At 47.0% G+C, this 19,814-nt stretch carries 14 protein-coding genes and 1 pseudogene; 7 read left to right on the plus strand and 8 right to left on the minus strand.

All coding sequences use genetic code 11. The annotated features are described in order from the left end of the window. Nucleotides 1–80: 80 nt before the first annotated feature. The 3 genes from FRIGORI9N_RS00045 to FRIGORI9N_RS00055 form a co-directional block, all read right to left on the minus strand. Nucleotides 81–1,313: an NAD(P)/FAD-dependent oxidoreductase gene (locus tag FRIGORI9N_RS00045; RefSeq protein WP_159567883.1), complete on the minus strand. Its 1,233-nt coding sequence runs from the start codon at nucleotides 1,311–1,313 to the stop codon at nucleotides 81–83. Nucleotides 1,314–1,436: 123 nt separating this feature from the next. After that, entirely contained in the window at nucleotides 1,437–2,858 is a 1,422-nt protein-coding gene (locus tag FRIGORI9N_RS00050; protein ID WP_159567884.1) for a cytochrome P450, read from the minus strand. A gap of 15 nt (nucleotides 2,859–2,873) precedes the next feature. After that, nucleotides 2,874–3,194 carry a 2Fe-2S iron-sulfur cluster-binding protein gene (locus FRIGORI9N_RS00055; RefSeq protein ID WP_159567885.1) on the minus strand — a complete coding sequence of 107 codons (321 nt, stop codon included), beginning with the start codon at nucleotides 3,192–3,194 and terminating at the stop codon, nucleotides 2,874–2,876. A 134-nt stretch (nucleotides 3,195–3,328) separates the two neighbouring features. Between FRIGORI9N_RS00055 and FRIGORI9N_RS00060 the strand changes: the two genes are divergently transcribed. After that, nucleotides 3,329–4,387, plus strand: a complete 1,059-nt coding sequence (locus FRIGORI9N_RS00060; protein WP_159567886.1) for an AraC family transcriptional regulator ligand-binding domain-containing protein — start codon at nucleotides 3,329–3,331, stop codon at nucleotides 4,385–4,387. Nucleotides 4,388–4,395: 8 nt separating this feature from the next. Here FRIGORI9N_RS00060 and FRIGORI9N_RS00065 read toward each other — a convergent pair whose 3' ends face one another. Then, the gene (locus FRIGORI9N_RS00065; protein ID WP_159567887.1) at nucleotides 4,396–5,052 is read right to left on the minus strand and encodes a TetR/AcrR family transcriptional regulator; all 657 of its coding nucleotides are present in this window, start codon (nucleotides 5,050–5,052) and stop codon (nucleotides 4,396–4,398) included. 192 nt (nucleotides 5,053–5,244) lie between these two features. Between FRIGORI9N_RS00065 and FRIGORI9N_RS00070 the strand changes: the two genes are divergently transcribed. The 4 genes from FRIGORI9N_RS00070 (at nucleotide 5,245) to FRIGORI9N_RS00085 (ending at nucleotide 8,863) form a co-directional block, all read left to right on the plus strand. Next, nucleotides 5,245–5,784, plus strand: coding sequence for a PaaI family thioesterase (locus tag FRIGORI9N_RS00070; protein WP_236550759.1), 540 nt, complete (start codon nucleotides 5,245–5,247; stop codon nucleotides 5,782–5,784). Continuing rightward, a complete protein-coding gene (locus FRIGORI9N_RS00075) occupies nucleotides 5,781–6,272 on the plus strand; it encodes a PaaI family thioesterase (protein ID WP_159567888.1) in 492 nt (163 codons plus the stop codon). The genes FRIGORI9N_RS00070 and FRIGORI9N_RS00075 overlap by 4 nt, the downstream gene beginning before the upstream one ends. A gap of 88 nt (nucleotides 6,273–6,360) precedes the next feature. Next, the gene (locus FRIGORI9N_RS00080; protein WP_201301379.1) at nucleotides 6,361–7,164 is read left to right on the plus strand and encodes an alpha/beta fold hydrolase; all 804 of its coding nucleotides are present in this window, start codon (nucleotides 6,361–6,363) and stop codon (nucleotides 7,162–7,164) included. Nucleotides 7,165–7,204: 40 nt separating this feature from the next. Next, nucleotides 7,205–8,863, plus strand: a complete 1,659-nt coding sequence (locus FRIGORI9N_RS00085; RefSeq protein ID WP_236550760.1) for a GMC family oxidoreductase — start codon at nucleotides 7,205–7,207, stop codon at nucleotides 8,861–8,863. Nucleotides 8,864–9,133: 270 nt separating this feature from the next. Here the strand turns inward: FRIGORI9N_RS00085 and FRIGORI9N_RS15415 are convergent. The 4 genes and pseudogenes from FRIGORI9N_RS15415 to FRIGORI9N_RS00100 form a co-directional block, all read right to left on the minus strand. Beyond that, nucleotides 9,134–9,287 (minus strand): annotated as a pseudogene (locus FRIGORI9N_RS15415) (IS3 family transposase); the annotation flags it as partial. Nucleotides 9,288–9,313: 26 nt separating this feature from the next. After that, a complete protein-coding gene (locus FRIGORI9N_RS00090; RefSeq protein ID WP_159567890.1) occupies nucleotides 9,314–10,237 on the minus strand; it encodes a hypothetical protein in 924 nt (307 codons plus the stop codon). Beyond that, nucleotides 10,238–15,673, minus strand: coding sequence for a hypothetical protein (locus FRIGORI9N_RS00095; RefSeq protein WP_159567891.1), 5,436 nt, complete (start codon nucleotides 15,671–15,673; stop codon nucleotides 10,238–10,240). A gap of 142 nt (nucleotides 15,674–15,815) precedes the next feature. Further along, a complete protein-coding gene (locus FRIGORI9N_RS00100; RefSeq protein ID WP_159567892.1) occupies nucleotides 15,816–16,619 on the minus strand; it encodes a DUF3800 domain-containing protein in 804 nt (267 codons plus the stop codon). 373 nt (nucleotides 16,620–16,992) lie between these two features. Here FRIGORI9N_RS00100 and FRIGORI9N_RS00105 point away from each other — a divergent pair, with 373 nt between their 5' ends. Both FRIGORI9N_RS00105 and FRIGORI9N_RS00110 read left to right on the plus strand, forming a co-directional pair. Further along, the gene (locus tag FRIGORI9N_RS00105; RefSeq protein WP_159567893.1) at nucleotides 16,993–18,045 is read left to right on the plus strand and encodes a hypothetical protein; all 1,053 of its coding nucleotides are present in this window, start codon (nucleotides 16,993–16,995) and stop codon (nucleotides 18,043–18,045) included. A gap of 821 nt (nucleotides 18,046–18,866) precedes the next feature. After that, the gene (locus FRIGORI9N_RS00110) at nucleotides 18,867–19,787 is read left to right on the plus strand and encodes a calcium/sodium antiporter (RefSeq protein WP_159567894.1); all 921 of its coding nucleotides are present in this window, start codon (nucleotides 18,867–18,869) and stop codon (nucleotides 19,785–19,787) included. The last annotated feature ends 27 nt before the right edge of the window (nucleotides 19,788–19,814 follow it).

The following is a 19,814-nucleotide window of genomic DNA, read 5'->3' on the forward strand; positions in this document are numbered from 1 at the left end:
AAAAAGGGGTTATTTTCTGCCAATCTAGTGCGGCAGCCCCATTCAAATTACCTTGACGGATAACTCAGTCCTGACATGCTTCAGATTAAAGATTTTAGTTCGATATCCAGATCGCTCAACTTCTCGGCATTGACGTTCTTGCCTTCATAAACGAGCTGCTTGCCGACTATAAAAGCCATTGGCATGTTGACCGCGTCAACAGCAATAAGTCGACCTTCACTGAGATAGAACACCGCAAATCCTTTATCTGCGGGGTCGCCACGAACGACACGTTGATCATGATTCTGTGACAAACCTACCATCTGCAGGCGAACGTCATACTGGTTCGACCAGAACCATGGGACATTATCGTATGGCTTGTCCTCTCCCATCAGGGTAGCCGCCGCTGTACGGGCTTGTTCGACAGCGTTGGCGACCGATTCGACTCGTTGCATTTGTTTGAAAAAAAGATTTCGGTGACGGGTACAGTCGCCGATAGCCAGGATGGAGGGATCATTGCTGCGGGTATGTTCATCCACTAAAATACCGTCATCACAAGCCAGTCCAGCGGACTCTGCCAGTTTGGTTTCTGGTACTACTCCTACAGAGACAAGCACAATATCGGCTGGCAAGGTACTCCCGTCCGCCACTACTACGCCAGTCACATGACCGAGATCGTCAGTTGCGAATTCAGTAGCAGTGGTGGTCAACCGCACATCCACTCCCGCGCTGCGGTGCTTTGAATAAAAGAACTCTGAGATCTCTGGTCCTGTGACACGTTGCAATAGGCGTTCTGAGGATTCGAGCACAGTGACGTCTAGGCCTACCTTGATGGCAATTGCTGCCACTTCTAGGCCGATGTAGCCGCCACCAACGATCACCAGCCGTTTACCCGGATTTAGTTGATCACGCAAGACATCAGTATCGGCGATATCATGCAGATAATGAATTCCCTTCAAGTCCGCGCCGGGTATTTTCAGACGTCGCACTCTTGACCCAGTGGCCAGGACAAGACGATCGTATTTCAAAGTGCTCTGATCAGACAAGCGAATGGTTTTGTTATTCCGGTTTATCTGCTCAACACGTATGCCGAGTCGGAGCTGGTGGCCCGCGCTTTCGTACACCAACGACGGTTTCAAATACAGCGACTCTCTGTCAACACTACCCGCTAAGTAATTCTTCGACAGAGGTGGGCGTTGGTATGGGGGGTAGGGCTCATCGCCTACCAGTATCAAATTATGCGGGTATTTTTTTTGAATTAATGTGGTCAGTAGCGCACCTGCTGCATGCCCACCTCCAACGACAACTGTCGTCTCTTTTTCTTTTGTTGTCATGAGCCTCCTCTTCAACATGTTATTGAGACCGGATTATCCAGTTGGTCAATGTTATGGTTGCACCCCCCTAGCAGCGGGCGGGCGTCTCTGTTCGCTTGTAAAGGAATTAACTCGTTTTCTGCGTCAAAGAGATTGTCGCAGTGGGGTCAGTTTAACCATCATCTCCGAATACCCACGCACGAAGTTCGACTGCACTCGTTCGGGCTCACCAACAACTTCTATGTTTTCAAAGCGCTTGAGTAATTCCTCCCACAGGATACGCAGTTGTAATTCGGCCAGACGGTTGCCCATGCATCGGTGAACGCCATAGCCGAACGACAGGTGGTTACGTGCGCCAGAACGGTCGATGATGAATTGATCCGGATCCGTAAACTTGCGCTCGTCCCGATTTCCCGATGCATACCACATCACTACTCGATCACCTTTTTTGATAGTCCGTCCCCCAAGCTCAACGTCTTGCTTGGCGATTCGGCGCATATAGGCCAAAGGTGTTTGCCAGCGGATGATTTCCGACACCATGTTTGGAATTAGCGTAGGGTTTGCTTTGAGCTTCTTGAACTCTTTCGGAAACTGGTTCATGGCTAGTAAGCCTCCACTCATGGAGTTGCGGGTAGTGTCATTACCACCGACGATGAGCAGTGCCAAATTGCCAATAAACTCCATCGGCCGGTTGATCAAATCGCGCGTATCTTCACTGCCTTGTAACAGGCTGATCAAATCAAAACCATGCGCTTCACCAGAGGCGCGGCGCGCCTGCTTATCTCGCCAAAGTCTTGAAAAATCGCGGGCCATGTCGGCTGCAGCGTCGAACATGGCCTCCTCGTCGGTGAACTCGCCACCGGTGGCTGATGCGGCGCCAGCTAAAAGGTCTGACCAGTAGATTAGTTTGTCACGTTCGTCGTAAGGGAAATCCAAAAGGGTAGCCAGCATGCGTCCAGTTAGCTCCTTTGATACTGTTGGTACCCAGTCAAAGGGCTGGCCCGTGGGAAGACTGTCGAGTACATCCCCTGTGCGCGAGCGGATTAGGCTCTCCATTTCTTTCAGGTTCTGAGGAGCCACTACGCCTTGCACGGAGCTTCGCTGTGCATCGTGTTTTGGTGGATCCATGGCGATGAACATTTCCACCGAGAGGCCTTCAGGGGGATCGCCAAGGATGATGACCGGCTCGGCGGAAAACAGGTCATGATGTTTATCGACGAACAAGATGTCCTCATAACGAGTCACCGACCAGAACGGACCGAATGGACTGTTTTCCTGGAAGTGCACCGGGGCTTCATCACGCAGCCTCTTGAAATAGGCGCGCCATTGCCCTTGCCTGTACAAAAACGGATTGCTCACGTCAATGTCATCAATTCGTAGTGTACCTACGTCTGGCAGCGGGTATTCAACAAAGCTTGGTGTGGGCCTGCGCGCGCCAATTGTTTTCTTTTTGGCACGCATCAAAAATTTCAGACCCTGAATTTGCAAATGCATTGGTATCACCTTGGCGGTGGCATTAATCACTCTGGTCTGAATTTGGTCAAATGTTTTGGATTGTGTTGACATGGGGCTCTCCGATATTTACATCTGAAATTCTGGGAGTCGAACGGTCATGCCGTCCATCGCTTCAGTGGTTTTAACTTGGCAGCCCAAACGTGAGGTTTTTGCCCGCTCTGGCGTCATCGATAGCATCTGCTCTTCCCCATCACCGAATGAACCGATCTTTTCGAACCATTCATCTGCGACTATGACGTGACAAGTGCCACAGGCGCATTCCCCGCCACAGTCCCCATCGATTCCTGGAATGGCGTTATCGACAGCGATTTGCATCAATGATGATCCAGCTTTGAATTCGATAACGTGAGTTGTATTGTTATGCTCAATAAAAATGATTTTGCCCACCGCGTTTCTCCTACTAGTAACTTCAATCGATAAGATAGTAGATCGCCGTCAACACAACGGCGAGGTCATTTCTTGACGGCACCGGGTCATTTCAAGACAATGCAGTTATTTTCTTTCCTTGATAGGCGGCGCTGATGACGCGGCAAGCGAATATTTCCCAAAACCTTACAGCCGATATCCCATCAAATTACTCACGACTTATTGCCCGTGAGCTGGATCTGAGCGCTAGACAGCTACCAGTTCTGTTACGTGGAACGGGACTCGGAGTCAGACAGTTTCTGAGGGAGGATGGCTTGCTCTCGGCAACTCAACAAGTTCTGATTTTGCGAAATGCGTTGGTGTTGTCTGGCCAACCCGAATTTGGTTTAATGTTGGGCAAGCGCCTCACGCCGGCGACGCATGGTGCTATGGGGTTTGCCGCTTCAAGCAGCCCAAATTTACTCAGTGCGCTACAGGCTATACATATATTCCTGCCAACGCGGGTAAGCGTCATTGAATTACGTTTGCAGCAAGTTGAAACTCACCTCGAATGCACACTGCATTTTCGGATGTCGCTTGATGCTGACATACAGCGTTGCCTGGCAGATACGATAATTAAAGTTCTTCTGGAGTTTGGTGAATTCATTATTGGTCGACCCCTAAATGAGGCTGAAATATTTTTCCCCCATCCGGCACCCACGTACCATGCGCTGTACTCCGACTATTTATCGGGGCAGATTCTCTTTGGTTGCGATCATTTAAAACTCAGATTGCCGATGGCGTTGTGTCTGGAGCCGAACGCCTCTGCCAATCATGAAAGCTATCGCTTTGCTTTGCAGCAGTGTGAATCCATGCTCGCGCAACTTCAGACTCACAAACCTAGCTATCAGACGAGAATTAAAAAGATGATGTTGTCCCGTCCGCCCGGAACTCTTAATGAAGATGAAGCGGCAGCTTCTCTATTCATGAGCAAGCGCACCATGGCACGTAAACTCAAAGAGGAAAACACCGGATTCCGGCAAATCCGCGACGAGATTATGTCTCAACAGGCTGCAAGCTACCTGTGTGACAGCAGGTTATCCATTGAGAATATCGCTGTGTTGATGAACTATCATGATAGTGCCAACTTCAGGCGCGCTTTTAAGCGCTGGTTTGACCAACCGCCAGAGACGTTCAGGCTAAATACCAAACCTCAGGCTATGCATCTTAGTTGATTTATGATCTAAATCAACGGTTGATTGAGCTGCTTTAACTGGTGCAAGTGTTCGCCTTGAGCATCTTGATTGATCAAGCCTTTGATAATAGCTTGCCAGACGAAATTGCCAATGTCGTCCGGTGTATGGGAGCCGTTTGGATCAAACCATGTTGCAACCCAGTTGAGGGCACCAAGGCCAATCAGTCGAAGAAGACGACTATCCACGCCTTTCTGAATAACGCTCTGGCTGATCATTGTTTCGAGAATATCTATCCAAAGAGACTCGTACTGGTCACGCAGCTTTATGATTTCCTTCCGTGCCTCTGGACTCAAGGCTCGCCATTCAAACAGCAGCACATAGACCATGTCGGAATCACCCAGCAGAGCTCGAAGATGTGCATTTATGCAAAGACGCAACTTCTCGACTGGGTCATTCGAACTGGCATAGGCCAATTCGACCTCTTCTGTTACCAGGTAAATTCCACGGCGCATCAGTTCAACAAGAAGTGCCTCCTTGGTGTTGTATCGATAATAAAGGCTGCCTGGCAGCATATTACAAGCTTCAGCGATTTCCTTAAGTGAGGTTTTCTCAAATCCCTTTTCGCGAAAAAGTCGTGCTGCATTTGACAAAACATTGCTCTGATCGTCCAATTTATTATCGGGCATAGGCGGTTTTTGAACCATAGTTTGTACATCTCCTAAGTGGGGCCATTGTATTTCTCATCACCGTCAAAATGGACTGACCCTACACACAAATAATATTCCATTGAGTAAGTCGTTGCCCTTCAGCTTGAACATATTCTTGACTTTAGTTGGTTGACCAACCAAAATTAAGATGTGTGTAAATTTCTTGGCGATTACTATCAATGACAATAATTGCTTTCGGTCATTTTTGTGCCAATTTCAAATGTTACTGAGCGTTCAAATCCGATGACTGAGCCAAACAAAGTTCAACAAAATGGTGCCGTAGACACTGCACGGCGTTTTACCGAGCAGGTCCCTCACAATAGCGATCTGGGTATGCAGGTAGTCTCTGTGGATGGCAGCAAGGTGTGTATGCGTCTAGCCCCACAGGCATGGATGTTCGCCGATGCCGAAAAAAGGGAAGTAAGCACGAGTATTTTGTATTCACTAGCTGACTCGGCCAGCGGTCTTGCGGTATTCGCTGAGGCACAGGAGCTAACTCCTATAGCCACGTTGAGTTTGCATATGGATTACCTAAGACCCGCTGTTGATAGTCATTCATTGTTGGCGGTGGCCACTTGCCGCAATCTTATTGACGACGTTGCCTTCATCTATTGTGAAATCTTTTGTGAAGGTGATGATGTTCCGCTAGCAACAGGTAGTGCCACATTTATAAGAAATACCCAAGGCCAACGCTTCCAAGTGGCTGAGGCTTCAAGGGGAAGAGCATGAGTCGTAATGTCGATCCTGCCCATCCTCGCCCCACCCCATTTGACGGAAAGAGCGAGTATGCCGCTTGGCAGACCTTACTTGATAGTATTCCCTACTCCCGGCATTTAGGACTTAAGGTTCAACAACATAATGAGGCGACACTTGTTCAACTGCCTTACCGTGATGCTTTTATTGGCAATTTCATGTTGCCAGCACTACACGGCGGTGTAATAGGAGCCTTGATAGAGATTACAGCGCGTATCGCTGCCCAAAGAGAAGATACGCAACTACGCAGCCCCCGTATTCTGGGAAGCAACATCCACTACCTTCGCTCAGCCACGGCGCAAATTACTTTCGCGAACGCGGAGATTGTGCGTCAAGGTCGGCGTACCAGTTTGGTGAGGGTGAGCTGCTGGCAGGGTGACACGACTGCACCGATAGCAAACGGAGTTGTTCAGTTGCTGTTCTCTACTTCCGAGAAGAATCAAGATGGTATTGGTGACAAATAAATCATGTTTGGTCGAACGAGACGGATTTCTCGCCGCTGATGGTCGAGAGATTACCTTGTGGCGATGGCCTCAGTCTGACGGACGCCCCATGCTTCACTGGGCACACGCGACTGGTTTCCATGGTCGTCTTTATAAGCCACTTCTTGATGAGCTGTCCGTTGAGTGCAACATCATAGCTTGGGATATGCGTGGACATGGAGCAAGTGCCGATGCAGCCGATGCTTCTACATTTCGCGGTTGGGAGACCTACTATCAAGATCTGACCGCGTTGTTGGCAAAGTTGGATGAACCCGTTTGGCTTGGAGGTCATTCAATCGGTGCTACATCAAGCATCATGGCAGCTGCTCGCCAGCCAGACAAAGTGTTGGGATTGATACTTTTAGAGCCGGTGATAATGGATTCTTGGCAAAGCCGAATGTTGTGGTTGTCCAAGCTGTTGCGTCGATCACACCGGTTGTCGCTGGCCGCTGGCGCCGCACGCAGACGGAATGTGTTCGATTCTTATGTCTCTGCTCTGGAAAACTATCGTGGTCGAGGTGGCTTCAAGACTTGGCCCGAGTCTTGGTTAGAGGCTTATGTTCAACATGCCTTTATACAGGATGGAGATCGTCTTCGTCTTGCATGCTCACCGTTGTGGGAGAGCTCCACATTCGCTCAAACCGAGCATAACCCGTGGCCAGGCATTCGTCAGTTGAAGTGTCCTGTTGTTGCAATAGCTGCGGAGCGCGCTTCAACTTTCTCATCATTAGCGCAAAGGCGTCTTGGAAAGATATTGCCCTCAGCCGAAGTGAGGGTTCTGGCTGGAACTACGCATTTTTTGCCTATGGAACAAACTGAGCTAGTTCGTGATGCGATGCTTAAAATCATGTTGCCAAAATACGGCCAGAACTAATTCAGAAATTTATCAAATTGCAGTTGTGAGGAGCAAATTAGTGGACAGGCAAGCTCAATATGATTTTATAGTCGTGGGAGCTGGCTCCTCCGGAAGTGTTTTGGCCAATAGGTTGAGCGAAAATGGCAAGTTCACGGTATTGGTATTGGAGGCAGGGCCTAGCGATAAAACCAACATGTTCATACACATGCCAGCGGGTATGGCTAGTCTTATGCACAGCCATAAATACAATTGGCGATTTTGGACCTCACCACAAGTACATCTGAATAACCGGGTCATGTTTCAGCCACGCGGAAAAACGCTTGGTGGGTCAAGCTCGATTAATGCATGTGTCTATATTCGAGGTCATTCGAGCGACTTTGATCACTGGGCGTATCTAGGTTGCGAAGGATGGGCGTACGAAGAAGTTCTACCTTATTTTAAGAAATCAGAAAAGTTTCAACCTGAGGCGATTACCACTGGTTTGACTCAAGAGGAGTTGGAAAAATATCATGGTTCAGAAGGCCCGTTAAATATAGTCTCGCCGAGCCATAAAAATAAACTTTCAAAAGCCTTCATAGAGGCAGGCGTACAGGCGGGATATCCCGAAAACCTCGATTTCAACGGGGTCAGTCAAGCTGGAGTCGGCTCGTATTACGCTTATCACAAAGATGGTCAACGCTGGAGTAACTCTAGAGGGTATCTTTGGTCCGCTATGTCCCGAACCAACCTGACCGTTATCACTAGTGCACGAGTAGCCCGGGTTTGCATCGACAGTCGAAGCGCCTCTGGCGTTGAGTATTTTCATGAAGGACAACTCTGCAAGGTAGTGGCCAAGAAGGAAGTTATTTTAAGTGGAGGTGCATTTAATTCGCCGCATTTATTGATGTTGTCGGGAATTGGTCCATGGCGGGATCTGATTAAACACAACATCCAGTTTGTACATGAGTTACCTGGTGTGGGGCAGAATCTGCAAGACCACCTGGATGTTTTTCTGGTGATGCGGACACGCAATCGTTTGCCCATCTCTTTACACCCTTTGTCTTGGTTGCGATGTATCAGCGAGCTGGTCAAATATTTAATATTCAAGAGTGGTGAGCTGAGCAGTAACCTTGCCGAGTCAGGTGGCTTCGTGAAGTCTTCCGAGGAAGAACCAATAGAAGACTTGCAACTGCATTTTGTTCCGCTTCCGGCCATTCGACATGGCCTGAATTTGTGGCCACTATTGAAAAGTTATGCGTATTCCATCATGGTTTATGATCTTCGCCCTCTATCCAAAGGTAGGGTTAAGTTGGCAAGCTCAAACCCACTTGATTTGCCAGTTGTTGATCCAAATTACGGGGAACATCAAAGAGATATCGATCGACTGGTTAAGGGAATTCGAATCGTAAGAAACATTGTCTCGCAGCCGGCATTAAGAGGAATGAACCGAGAAGAAATTTCACCCGGGCAGCATCTACAGACGGATGAAGAGTTGCAAAAATGGGTCAGAGAGACAGCGGAAACGGCTTATCACCCAGTGGGCACTTGTAAAATGGGCGTAGATGACATGGCTGTTGTTGACCATCGTTTACGCGTGCACGGCATTGCCAAATTGCGGGTTGTGGACTGTTCAATTATGCCGACCTTGGTCGGTGGTAACACAAATGCCGCTGCCACTATGATTGGAGAAAAGGCTGCAACCATGATTCTTGAGGATCACGATCGTGAAAGAGACTAAAGTGCCTTGCATCGGCGTTCGTCTGCAACTCATTTTGTCAGAGACTGAGCCGTGAAAATGTTATTTGAAAGATGGAAAATCTTGAGTACGTAGATTCTGGTGACGCAACTAACCTGACTCCTAGGTTGAAGATGCGGGATGACAATAGAAATTCAACGCAGAATATCTGCTATAACCCTGCGAGTAAACGCAACTGAATTGTCAGGTTTCGTTTGCTTCATATTTTATAGAAGAATCAAACTTCCCTTTAATGCTCCGAGTATTAACGCTAACTTTGGCTGTTGAGAATCTAGACAGCGAACCAGACCATCGATAATGACCACCCCGACTGAATGAATAATGGTATTTTTTCATCATCCACGGTTTCAATGGCTGCGTCGAGCATGTTGCTCACAAGATCTGTATCTGGACTGTTCCCAATAGATCAGCCAGGTGTGCCTGATCAGAAAATTATTTGCAAACATACGTAGTGTCCATTCTCAGGCAAACTTGTTTACGAGTGTCCAACACCTGATAGTGGAACTCGATTTCCATGTTAAATCTTCTTTCCCAGGGCATGTATTTTGCCTGATGATCGATACTCACGAAGTCACTCGGATTGATGTAAAAAGTTTCTTCGCGCTGTTTTCGTATCACTTTTAAGTTGGGTCCAGAACGTGTTGTCTCCATCATCTCACCTGATGAATCATCAGGGCCAACATCTTCGTTAAATTTGATATCTGGTGGCTGTTCATTTTCTTTAGACTGATAATCGGAAGGTTCATTACGTAATGCCTTGATTGTTTTTTGGCTTAAATCATAACTTGTGACTCGTCCTTTAAATTTAAAAATGCGAGTCGTGTCCTCGGGCCCGCTTACCTGTTCTGCGAGATGAATCGTAAGTTCGGTGTTTGTGTCCAGGCCAGAAAATTTATTTAGCTTGATTTGGTTGTGTTCGACTAGATGTTCAAAAATAAATTCGTGAACCTGCTGGGTGATTATTTCTTTGGCTGAATGATCAAGTGTAGTACGGTCATCTTTAACTATACGGTGAATGCTATTGAGCTTTGGTTCGAACACAACGCCCGGCAGGCTCGATACGATATTGACAATGTGATCATCAATCCAATCCAGCCGTTCGAAAATCGCTTCCTCATTTTCCTTTGTCGATGAGATGTGAAAGACAAGTTGCCAATGGCGGAGGTCACTTTCTGAGTCGCTGAGCAAGTTGCCGACTTCAATTGACCTGTCAATTTGATCTCTGTACGTCGCGGCAATTCTGTGGAAAAGTAAAGCCTTCATTGTTTTGAATAATTTGGTGCTTTCAGACGCCTGTCCCTCCGTCAGCGATTGAGGATTTTTCACCCTAAGTTTGTGAACGACATAGAAAGTCATTTAGTAGCCTCCTGCCAACAGATGTACGATCAATCCAATCCAGAAAAACTCAGTATTCGAAAAAGGAACGTCTTTCTTTTGACGTTTGACACCAACGACCCACACTGTCTCTAGTTCAATATTGAACTTGACTGTTTGACGAACTGGGCCAACTGGTAACCTGAATCGAGTGGTAAGTCCAAGATCTGTCAAGACGTTCCGAATATTGCATTTTTGACTGTGAGAATTTGACCAAAAAAATAGATCTTTGGAGTCGAATCCAAGGAATTGAAGTAGGTCTAAAATGTGAATGAGATTCACAAGATCTTTTTCTTTCATCGACTCGCGGATCACATAATGAGCATCTTCTGTGAAGTTACCGAGTGGGTCAAAGTTGGAGTTGAGCTCAAATGGAATTTGTTTAAGGGCCAATATGTCCGATGTGTTTGCAGGCGTCGCCTGAACTCGGTGAATCAAGTCAGCAGTATCTGCATTATCGGGTAATTGTTTTTCAAGGCGTTCGTAGAAGGCTCGGCTCAGGAAAATGCCGTTCGTTTTCGCGTGAGCGAAGCGGGCAGGGCGTAGGTTAGGCGGAAATGATCTAAAGATATTTTTAAGATGATAGAGCCGGCTTGCGATTTTCAGGTTGGCAGTGGAACAAGGATTTATCGTATCGCTAGATTGGTTGAGGTAATCAAGTGATCCGAGAAGGTAGTCTTTGACGTTAAAAGTACGCAGATTTATTGGCTCATCGAGTTGATGAGCTGAACCTTTAAGGCCGTATCTTGAAGCCAATGAGAAGGCGAAACTTTCGCTTTGAATTTCAGTGTTCCCGAGCGCGCCTTCACAAAATTGACTGTTGTAAAAGGAGTCGATAACCTCAAACCCGCGATGTGAATAGGTTTCTAGTAGCGTGGTTGTTCCTGCATGCCCGAGAATTCTGCTCGCGACAAATAGTGTTTTGCGATTCACGTTATCGGGTGTTGTATGAATCAATCTCTCGCCGGTTAACGGATTGTCAGGATTGCAGCAAATTGCACTCTCAAAAAGTCCATATGTCAGTTCGTCAGCAAAGGTATGTCGCAGGGTGTGAATACTCCCTCTGAAAGTAACATTTCGAATGATTTGGTTTAGACGCAAACTAATCTCGCGCGCAGAGGACTGAATCAAATCGCCAAGGTAACTTGCTTTCGCTGTGATTGCTCGGTGCTTTATTCTTTGAAGGATCCCTTTCTCCTCACTTGTAATTTTAGTTTGAGAGAACACATAGCGATTGGAAGCAGGAAATTTGGGCCTAAATACAGAATCGCCCACCACCCTGAGCAGCGGGGTAGTATCTAGAAGCTGCAAATTGACGGGCTTTAGAAAGAGAGACTCAGTTTTCCTCAGACCAAAACGACGAAGAAGAACAAAAATTGCTTGAACCGCTTCGGGCTGGGTTTCTTGAATTTTTTTAAAGATCAGATTTAGTTCTTTCTGAGAAAAGAGATGTGTGGCTGGGTTATAAACCGTACCAATACTGTCGAACTTCACGGACATCAAAGGATTCAGTTCTGCTAGTTTGGAGAAAAAGTCTCTAATTTGACGCAGGTCGTCATGAGCGGATTGCAGGATCTGTTGTCTGTCCAGTAGGTAGCCGTTTACGGTTTCAATTGCCTCATCGAGTTGTTCTTCATCGATTTCGTGCTCGAGGTTGGTCTCTTTAAAAAGATTCCTTATTCTTCCGTAATAATTGAGCTTAGTGTTTTTGGCCAAACTTTTTCGTCCAGAGGGCCTTCTACTTTCGATATCCTTGGCATAGCTTAAAAGTGCCGATTTACACAAAGAGGGTCTTGTGGCGACTTCTGTACTTAGTCTTAGTATCGCGCCAAGGGTGTCATCCATGATTGCTTCAATATGGCCTGCGACAGACTTGTACAATAGCTCTGGTCCATGGAAGTCAGTGGGAGTATCCGAGGTGTAACTCTCCTCGATGTCTGGGTCATTCTTGTCCCCGGAAAAATTTTTCTTAATTTCTAGTTCTGTACAGGTGACAAATGAGCTTGTCGAAGTCGCTTGCAAAGGAAGAGGGGCTTGGTTACCGGTATTGAGATATGCAATCGCATCGGTCGCCATAACTTCATGCGAGAGATACTCAGATGCGCGCGCTAGTTGAACGTTACTTGCCACGTGATCTGTGTCAGGATCAGAGAGTTGTTGAAAGCTTAGATAATTTGAGCTGCGATGCTTGGTGTCGCCTGAGGCAATCGCAGCCAGACAACCGGGTAATTCGTATAGTTGATAGGATTGCTCAATTTCAGCGAAATAATAAAGTAGGTCTTTTTTGGTGTTAAGCGATGATCTACTGACTCCGAGGCGATTTATCTTAGCCTGCAGGTCACGCCCTAGTTTTTCTAAATTATTGCTGCTCTGGCGAAAGCTTAGTTGATTGACCAGCCGTTCATAATAGTGAATGGACAGGCGATGAAGCTCGTGCCGTCTGACCGAAGCGAGCGGATGGGGCTGCGTATCGACAAAATGAATATCGATAAATGTTTTATCGGATACTGTTCCCAGCAGGTAATTTCCTTTTAGAACCTGCTGAATTGCTATTTTGCAGGTAATGCCATTTAGCTTGATTAGAGAGAGTGCGAATAGAAATTCAAGATTGACCTTTTGTTTTGCCTGTATGTTGGATTGAAGGATCTCCATGACGCCAGGGTGAGACGCTCGATATTCCGAATATTTTCTACAAAAGTCGATCGGTACTCTCTCGTTGACGGTACGACCAGCATGCGAGAAGGATTTCATGTCCAGGCCTGGTACCATCTTTCGAAGAAACCGGGTTAACTTGTAAAAATAAATGTCAAAGTGAATCCGGTTGCTCAACTCCAATTGGGCTTGTGTGAGCGCTTTATCAATTCGATCTTGTGTCTTCTCTTCAGGACGCAAGCCTTCAATGATCGATAGCGCATCTTGGTAGGCCCTTTCTGCAATTGCCTTATGTAATGATTTATGTTCTGTCCTTCGCAATTGCAAGCCAAAGCGTTTGGGTATCGACTGCCCCCACACATCAACGTCTTTGCTACTGAATTCAAAATCAATGGAATTACTAATATTTAGGAACTTTAAGATCCTATCTGCAAAGTCACGAACTCGTTGGTGATCCTTATTCATTGTTCTGAGGCTTGATGCGCCGTAAACTGGAATCTTGTCGTTTTCATGGCCCAATAGTCCATCCACAATGTCTCTATCGGTGATTTCGCAGTGGTTACTGACAAAGTGACGCAAGAAATTGGCCTGTAAGGTATCGAAATTTTCAAGGAGTGTTATATCCGCAGAAATACCTTGAATACCGTTTTCTCTCAGGAAAAAGAAAAATGGGATACCTTGAGTGTTTGAAAGGCTTGGCGTGACGAGAAGCGATTCGATTTGTCTCGCAAGCTTAGGCGTGTTGGTTCGAAGTAGATTGGCGAGGCGTTTAAGAGCATTTCGATAGGTGATGCCAATTTCATCAGCGAGCGATTCACAAAGTGGTACCACACGTCTTGGCTCCCTTAGTAAAACATCTTTGTCATCTACAATCGTGAGATCAAAAGTGTCTGTGAATAAATCAAGATCGCAATATGCATCTTTAACTGGTCGCCCGCCCGTTGTTAGATAGATCCGGAAGATCAAGTAGGTAACCCAAGCATTCCAAGACATGCAAAGTGATTTGCTGTTTATGGCATGCTCTAATTGGCTAACCATGATAGCTATATCGGCTCTAAATTTCTCAAGATCAAAAGCGTAAGGGGAGCCAGCGACGTTTTTCTCTCCGTGGATTACTGAATAGTAAGCACATTTCGAAGGGAGCTCTGATCGAGCGTTTTTTTGTATCAAAATTGCTGCTGATTCTGGATGCCCTTGTGCAAGGAGCATTAATCGTCGGCTGCTTTGCAGCCAGGCATTCGATTCAAACCCGAAGTGAACTTTTACCCGATCAATTTTCTCAGGATCGAACTTTTTCTCAATCGCCAGATCGTAGAGGCTCTCATGGGTTTGAATATTCCATTGCTCCTTTAGAAAGTGTTGGAGTTTGGTGGGTAGAGATCTTCGTTCGATCTTATCGGACGGCAAAAGCGATGAATGAAGAAAAGTCTTTTTGCCGATATGCTGTAGTGATGGACGCAATCTCCAGATCGCCGATAGATCGTCCATGAGTCCAAACTCCGGTTCTGGCAGATGATGGACTCTAAGTGCTAACGCACCTTCAGGGTTGGCACCGATTTGAAATCCGATCCAAATTAACAGGTCGGCTAAAGTGTCATTGGTGATTTCGTTGGTGCGCCCGGTCTCCAGGGTTGAGTAGGCCGCGATATGTTCAGCCTGAAGCGGCAAGTGTGGGTTGGTCGGGAAATAGGTCGAAAGGTTGAAATCTAGCAGTACCTGCCCAATGGCTTTTGCTTCTAGTTCAGGGGCATCTTGTTTGTTGTTTTTTTGTCCCTTGGTATGGCTTTCAATATTCGAACCAGATTGATCGTTCGGTTGCGCATTATTGAAGTTCTGTTTAAAAAGCGCTTTTAATTTCCGGACTTCTTTGCCATCGTCATCGTTTATCCTGTACCTATTCAAATTCAGGGACTGGATCCCTGAAGGAGAGTCTGGACCAAAATAAAGAACAGGTTTTGCAGAAGGAGAAAAGAAATTCAAGTAGATCTTCTGAATATTTCTCTGATATTTCGTTTCGTTATCGTTTGGAAGAACAGTTGTTGATCTTGATAGGCGAAGTTCAGTTTCCAACTTTTCTTTGAATGCTTTTTCACTTTTCGATGGCTTGTCGAAGCGTTGGAATAGATGGATTAGAAAATCACGGTTGTGATTTTCGTTTACTGGCGCAAACGTTTGCCGGAGCTCATTGAGAAATTTAAGATGGGGCATGCGAAATATCACTCTCCCATGGCTGAAGCAATAGCCTTCAAACAACTTCTTTAATATTAGCAAAGCGGTTTGTGTATAGCCGAAATTGGGATGCTGCTGCCAACTTTGAAAAAGCAGCTCAACAATTGGGTATTCACCGCGTGAAATTGGCTGAGCCCTGAAAATTGGCCGTTTCGTGTTGATAGTTTGAAATTGCCGATCACATGCCTCGAAAGCATCATAGCGTCGGATTATATGCACCAGATGGTGGAGGTTTCTGTAAAAATCGTCCGTGTGCGACCATGCTTGTAAAGTTTCCCTGTATCGCGAAGTACATAGCCAGCCAAGGCAGTGGTGGAGAAAGCCCCCTCCCGCAAATGGGATAGTAATTTCCGATTCAACCTTATGATTACGCAGCCCGTTATGAAGACGTAGATCTTCCCCGATTGCCCAACTTCGTCTTAAATTGGTTACAAAGTGAGCGGGAAGGTCTATTTTGTCGGTTACCGCTGAAAGCGCATCCTCAAACTGACCACAGTCTTGGATTAGATTTGGATTCCAGTTGGGGATATTTTTCATATGGAGGTGTCCCAGCTTGACAACTTCGTTGCAAATATCGTTACGATTGCACCGAGAAGACTTGATTTGAACAAGCTATATCGCTTACACTTCAAGCAAGTGGATTGGGGGCTCCCGGTCGGCGCTATAGCCTCGGTGGGTTTCATCGGGGCTTTTCGCTTTTTTGGGGTGGATAAACTTTTAAGCCCCAATTCTCATATCCTTGCCCGACGTTTTTTCGACCTCCAGAGCAATAAAACTTCTCCTTCAAGATTTCAAAAGCACTGTTTGGTTGATTGGGGCGCAGAATGTTAAGGCCAATCGGCCTAGCGACGAGGTCAGCCAGTTGCAGGCCAGGGGAATCCACCTTTTTATCCGCAAAAATAATCTCAAAAGGGAAGTTGATTCCAACGCGATTTGCGCCATCGGTCATCCTACGAAACTCGAGTTCTAATTCGTCGTCTTCCTTTTTACCTCGGCATTCAAAGACTACGTGGGTGAGTTGCTTGTGTTGGCTCTTCTCCTGCAGGAACTCATAGAGTGTCTCCAAACAAAAGCCTAGTGCCAAATGATAGGGGTTCTCGTTTTGGTCAGGCGAGCCTTTGAGTTTTGATTTGTCGATGACACAACTAGCCAGAATAAAGTTGTGGGTCTTGATTAGTTGACTCAGTTCGTCCAGGAATTTGGTTTTTTGCAGCTTGCTTTTGAAGGTGAATACGCCTTTTTCTTTTCTGATGTCGTGTTCATGTAGTACAACCAAGTCATGACCGAAGTGCTGGAACTTGAATTGGTGCAGTGCGGAAACAACGCGATTGGCGTAATGCCTTTTGTGAAATATGCAAAAGGCAAGGACGAAAATTGGATAGTTTGGATCCAAATTTTGCATGCCATGATCACCACTTTCGTCGACATAGACGATGTAGTCACTGAATAAGCTGGGTGTGGTTTGGTCGGTTTTGCTGCTCATTGTGGTCTCGCAGTGACTTTGAAAAGTCTGTGACGAACAAAATTCAGTCGCCTACGGATGTGCCGCAAAGTGGGCCGAGACTCCAAAAACCACAAAAATAGCGAAATAGTACCGAGACGTTAAATGGTGTTATCTCACAGTTTGTGTGTGAAAGCAACAAAGCATAGAAATGCACATCGTCTTGAAAAGCGCGAATTAACGTCGTTTAGAGTGAATGTAAGTTGTATGAGATACATCTTTTCCCCTTGGCCTCCGAAGGTTCGATCCCCGCCAGCCGCGCCACTACCTACATCTAGCGATTCAAATCCCCGCTTTTTGACACAGCTTCCGCCACGGGCTTGAATGGCAGGTTGTTCACTTCCCTGCTTAGCCCATGTTCAATTCCAGCTTCGGCAAATTGTCGCTAACCCAGCCAGCTTTCTACATACCCCTACCGCAACATTCACTGGTCGATGTGATTACTCACAGCTACGGCATATTGCCAGGGCAAGAGCCGGTTTTTTCAGTGCTGCTGGATTATTTGCTGGCACTGAACCCCACCGTGAAAAACCCGCGTATGGCATTGGGCAGCCAGGCCCCGCGCACGCTTGATTTTATTTCACACGACCCGCATGTGCTGCTGTGTATGAACCCCGAGGTGGCGAAGGCCCGGATTCGCCAAGTGGTCAATGGCGGCGGCGAGTTTGCCTTGATCGACACGGCACGCAACTTTGTACCCACCGACCCAGCCGAGCGCGGTGTGTATGAGTTTTTGGCCCGGGCAAGCAACGACACTCAGCATGTCTCCGATTTTGCAGGCTTGGGCCTGGGCGTGCTGGGTTATTTAAGCGGCGTACAAAACCGCGCTGTGATGGGCCGTTTGCAACAGCTGAATGCCGAGCGATTGGCTGGCCGGTTGAGCGTGCGCCAATACCAGTTGCGCCAGCAAGAGGTACTGAATAACTACCTTAAAAAGCTGGGCTGGATGGGCAGGCACATGCACGGCGGGCAGAACTCGTTCAACCTGCTTTACCAAAACAGGGCGGTGGGCGTGAACCCCTCGCCGGTGTTTGTAAAGCATGCGGAAAGAATGGCCAAGTTGAGCAAATTTGCGAAAGGGGGTGGGTTGTTATTGACGACGTTTGGAGCGATGGGGGCGTGTGGAAAGATTGCTTCGGCCGGCAGTGTTCAGAAGAAGAATGAGGTTCTGTGGGTGGATGGAACTGGCATTGTTTTCGGTGCTCTTGGAGGCTTTTATGCTGGTTTGGCTGTAGGGGCGTTCGTCGTAAGTGGTCCCGTGGGCTGGGGTGTTGCACTGGTCGCTTCCGCAATGGGCGGCTACTTTGCACAAGAGGCTGGGAAAGCTGGAGGAAAGGTTTTCTATGACCAATTTGGTAATCAAATGGATCTCGTTAGTGCCTCGGGGGTGGGTCAATTATGCCAATAGTCGATGTAATTGTCTGGATCATGGGTTTCAGCATATTGATCATTCCAGTGTTACTCATTCTGAGTATGGTCCTTCTGACTTGGCTAACGCCGCGGTCTGTTATTGATCAATATGTGCGCCCACCTCATTTCAGCGAGTTTGAATCGGTTGCGTATCGATATTTTCCATCCAGCTGGATTCGGACTTTGTTGTTCTCAATAGCGATTTCAATACCTTGGTTTCGTAGGGTTCGAGGATTCGGTGACATGCACAAGCAAGTGCCATTCGGGTTCAACATTGCTTGCAGATTTTTCGTATATGGCGTGCTCGGTTATCTGCATTTATTTTGTATCACCATGGCGATACTTGCAATTGTCGCAAAGGTTGGTGGCAATGCTTAAGTGTAGGCGATGAAAATTACTTTCTCGCGCGCACTGTGGCACTTCTAGCTGCAGTGGTTGCACTGCTTTTGATGCTTTCGTTTCAATGGTTGGCTGGGTAGTCATTAGCGCAGTAGGAACTTTGCATAAAGTGACATTTGAGTAAGTTTGCGACAGGGGGCAGCTTTGCAGGTGATTGACTTTTTTCTTCATTTTTTTGCCCTTAGCTTGGTGATCATTCCGGGGATGTTGCCATTGAGCTTAATCCTGCTGACTTTTGGGAAGTACTTCGAATAATTGGAGTTTGCCGGTACCCCTCAAATACAGGGTGATGTTTCGCCGCTTGTTGCTCAAAATTAGACTGATTGTGGTTTTCGGGTTTTGTTGATTAAGCAAGGTATATGTCAAATTGATCGAATGGCTTATCTTTGAATTGTTGATGATTTAAATTCTGAAACTGTCATGAACGACTACACAGCTTTACTTCTCGGAGTTGTCTGCGCTGGCCTCGGTGGTGAGTTGTTCGTTCGCGGCTCAGTTGGATTGGCCCACTGGGCGCGAGTTTCTCCAGGCATCATCGGCGTCACCGTTGCCGCGTTAGCTACATCAAGCCCGGAGCTGTCGGTTTCGATTAGTTCCGCTTTGGTGGGAAAGCCTCAAATTGCTTTGGGCGACGCGCTTGGAAGTAACGTGGTGAACGTGGCTCTCATTCTTGGGCTGGCACTGATCATTTCCGGAATTCAAAGCCCTCGAGACAGCGTAAAGCGGGACTTCCCCGTGGCTTTGCTGATCCCTGTTTTTACAGCTGTTTTGTTTCTTGATGGTGAGCTTTCCCGAGTCGATGGGTTCTTGATGATCAGCATGTTCATTGCCTGGATCGTGGCGGCCGTTGTCGAAGCAAGAAAGCAACGAAGCGCAGCAGAGAACGTTCTTGGCGAACAACGTCGGTGGTTGGTTGTTGTTTCTTGCCTTGCCGGTTTTGTATTCTTGGTTGCAGCCGGGAATTTCATTGTTGCCGGGGCAAGGGGCATCGCGGTTGCTTTTGGTGTGGATGAGTTCATCATTGGTGCAACCATCGTAGCAATTGGCACGTCGGTGCCGGAACTTGCAACAACGGTTATGGCCAAGATTCGTGGTCATGATGAAGTTGGCTTGGGCACCATTCTGGGCAGCAATATCTTCAATGGCATTTTTATCGTCGCCGTTGCGGCCATGATTCATCCCATCATCGTTCCCTGGCACGAAGTGGCCATTGCCTTGGTGTTCGGCCTTGTGGCGGTGGCGTTCGTTTATCCTCCGCGCAACGGCTTCATTCAACGAAAGCGGGGTGTCTTCTTGCTGGGTGTGTATGTTGCGTATCTTGTTACCATTCTTCAGCAGTAAGAAGCATGATATTAACTTGGCCTGGTT

Source organism: Limnobacter sp. 130 (assembly GCF_902506325.1).
Taxonomy (GTDB): domain Bacteria; phylum Pseudomonadota; class Gammaproteobacteria; order Burkholderiales; family Burkholderiaceae_B; genus Limnobacter.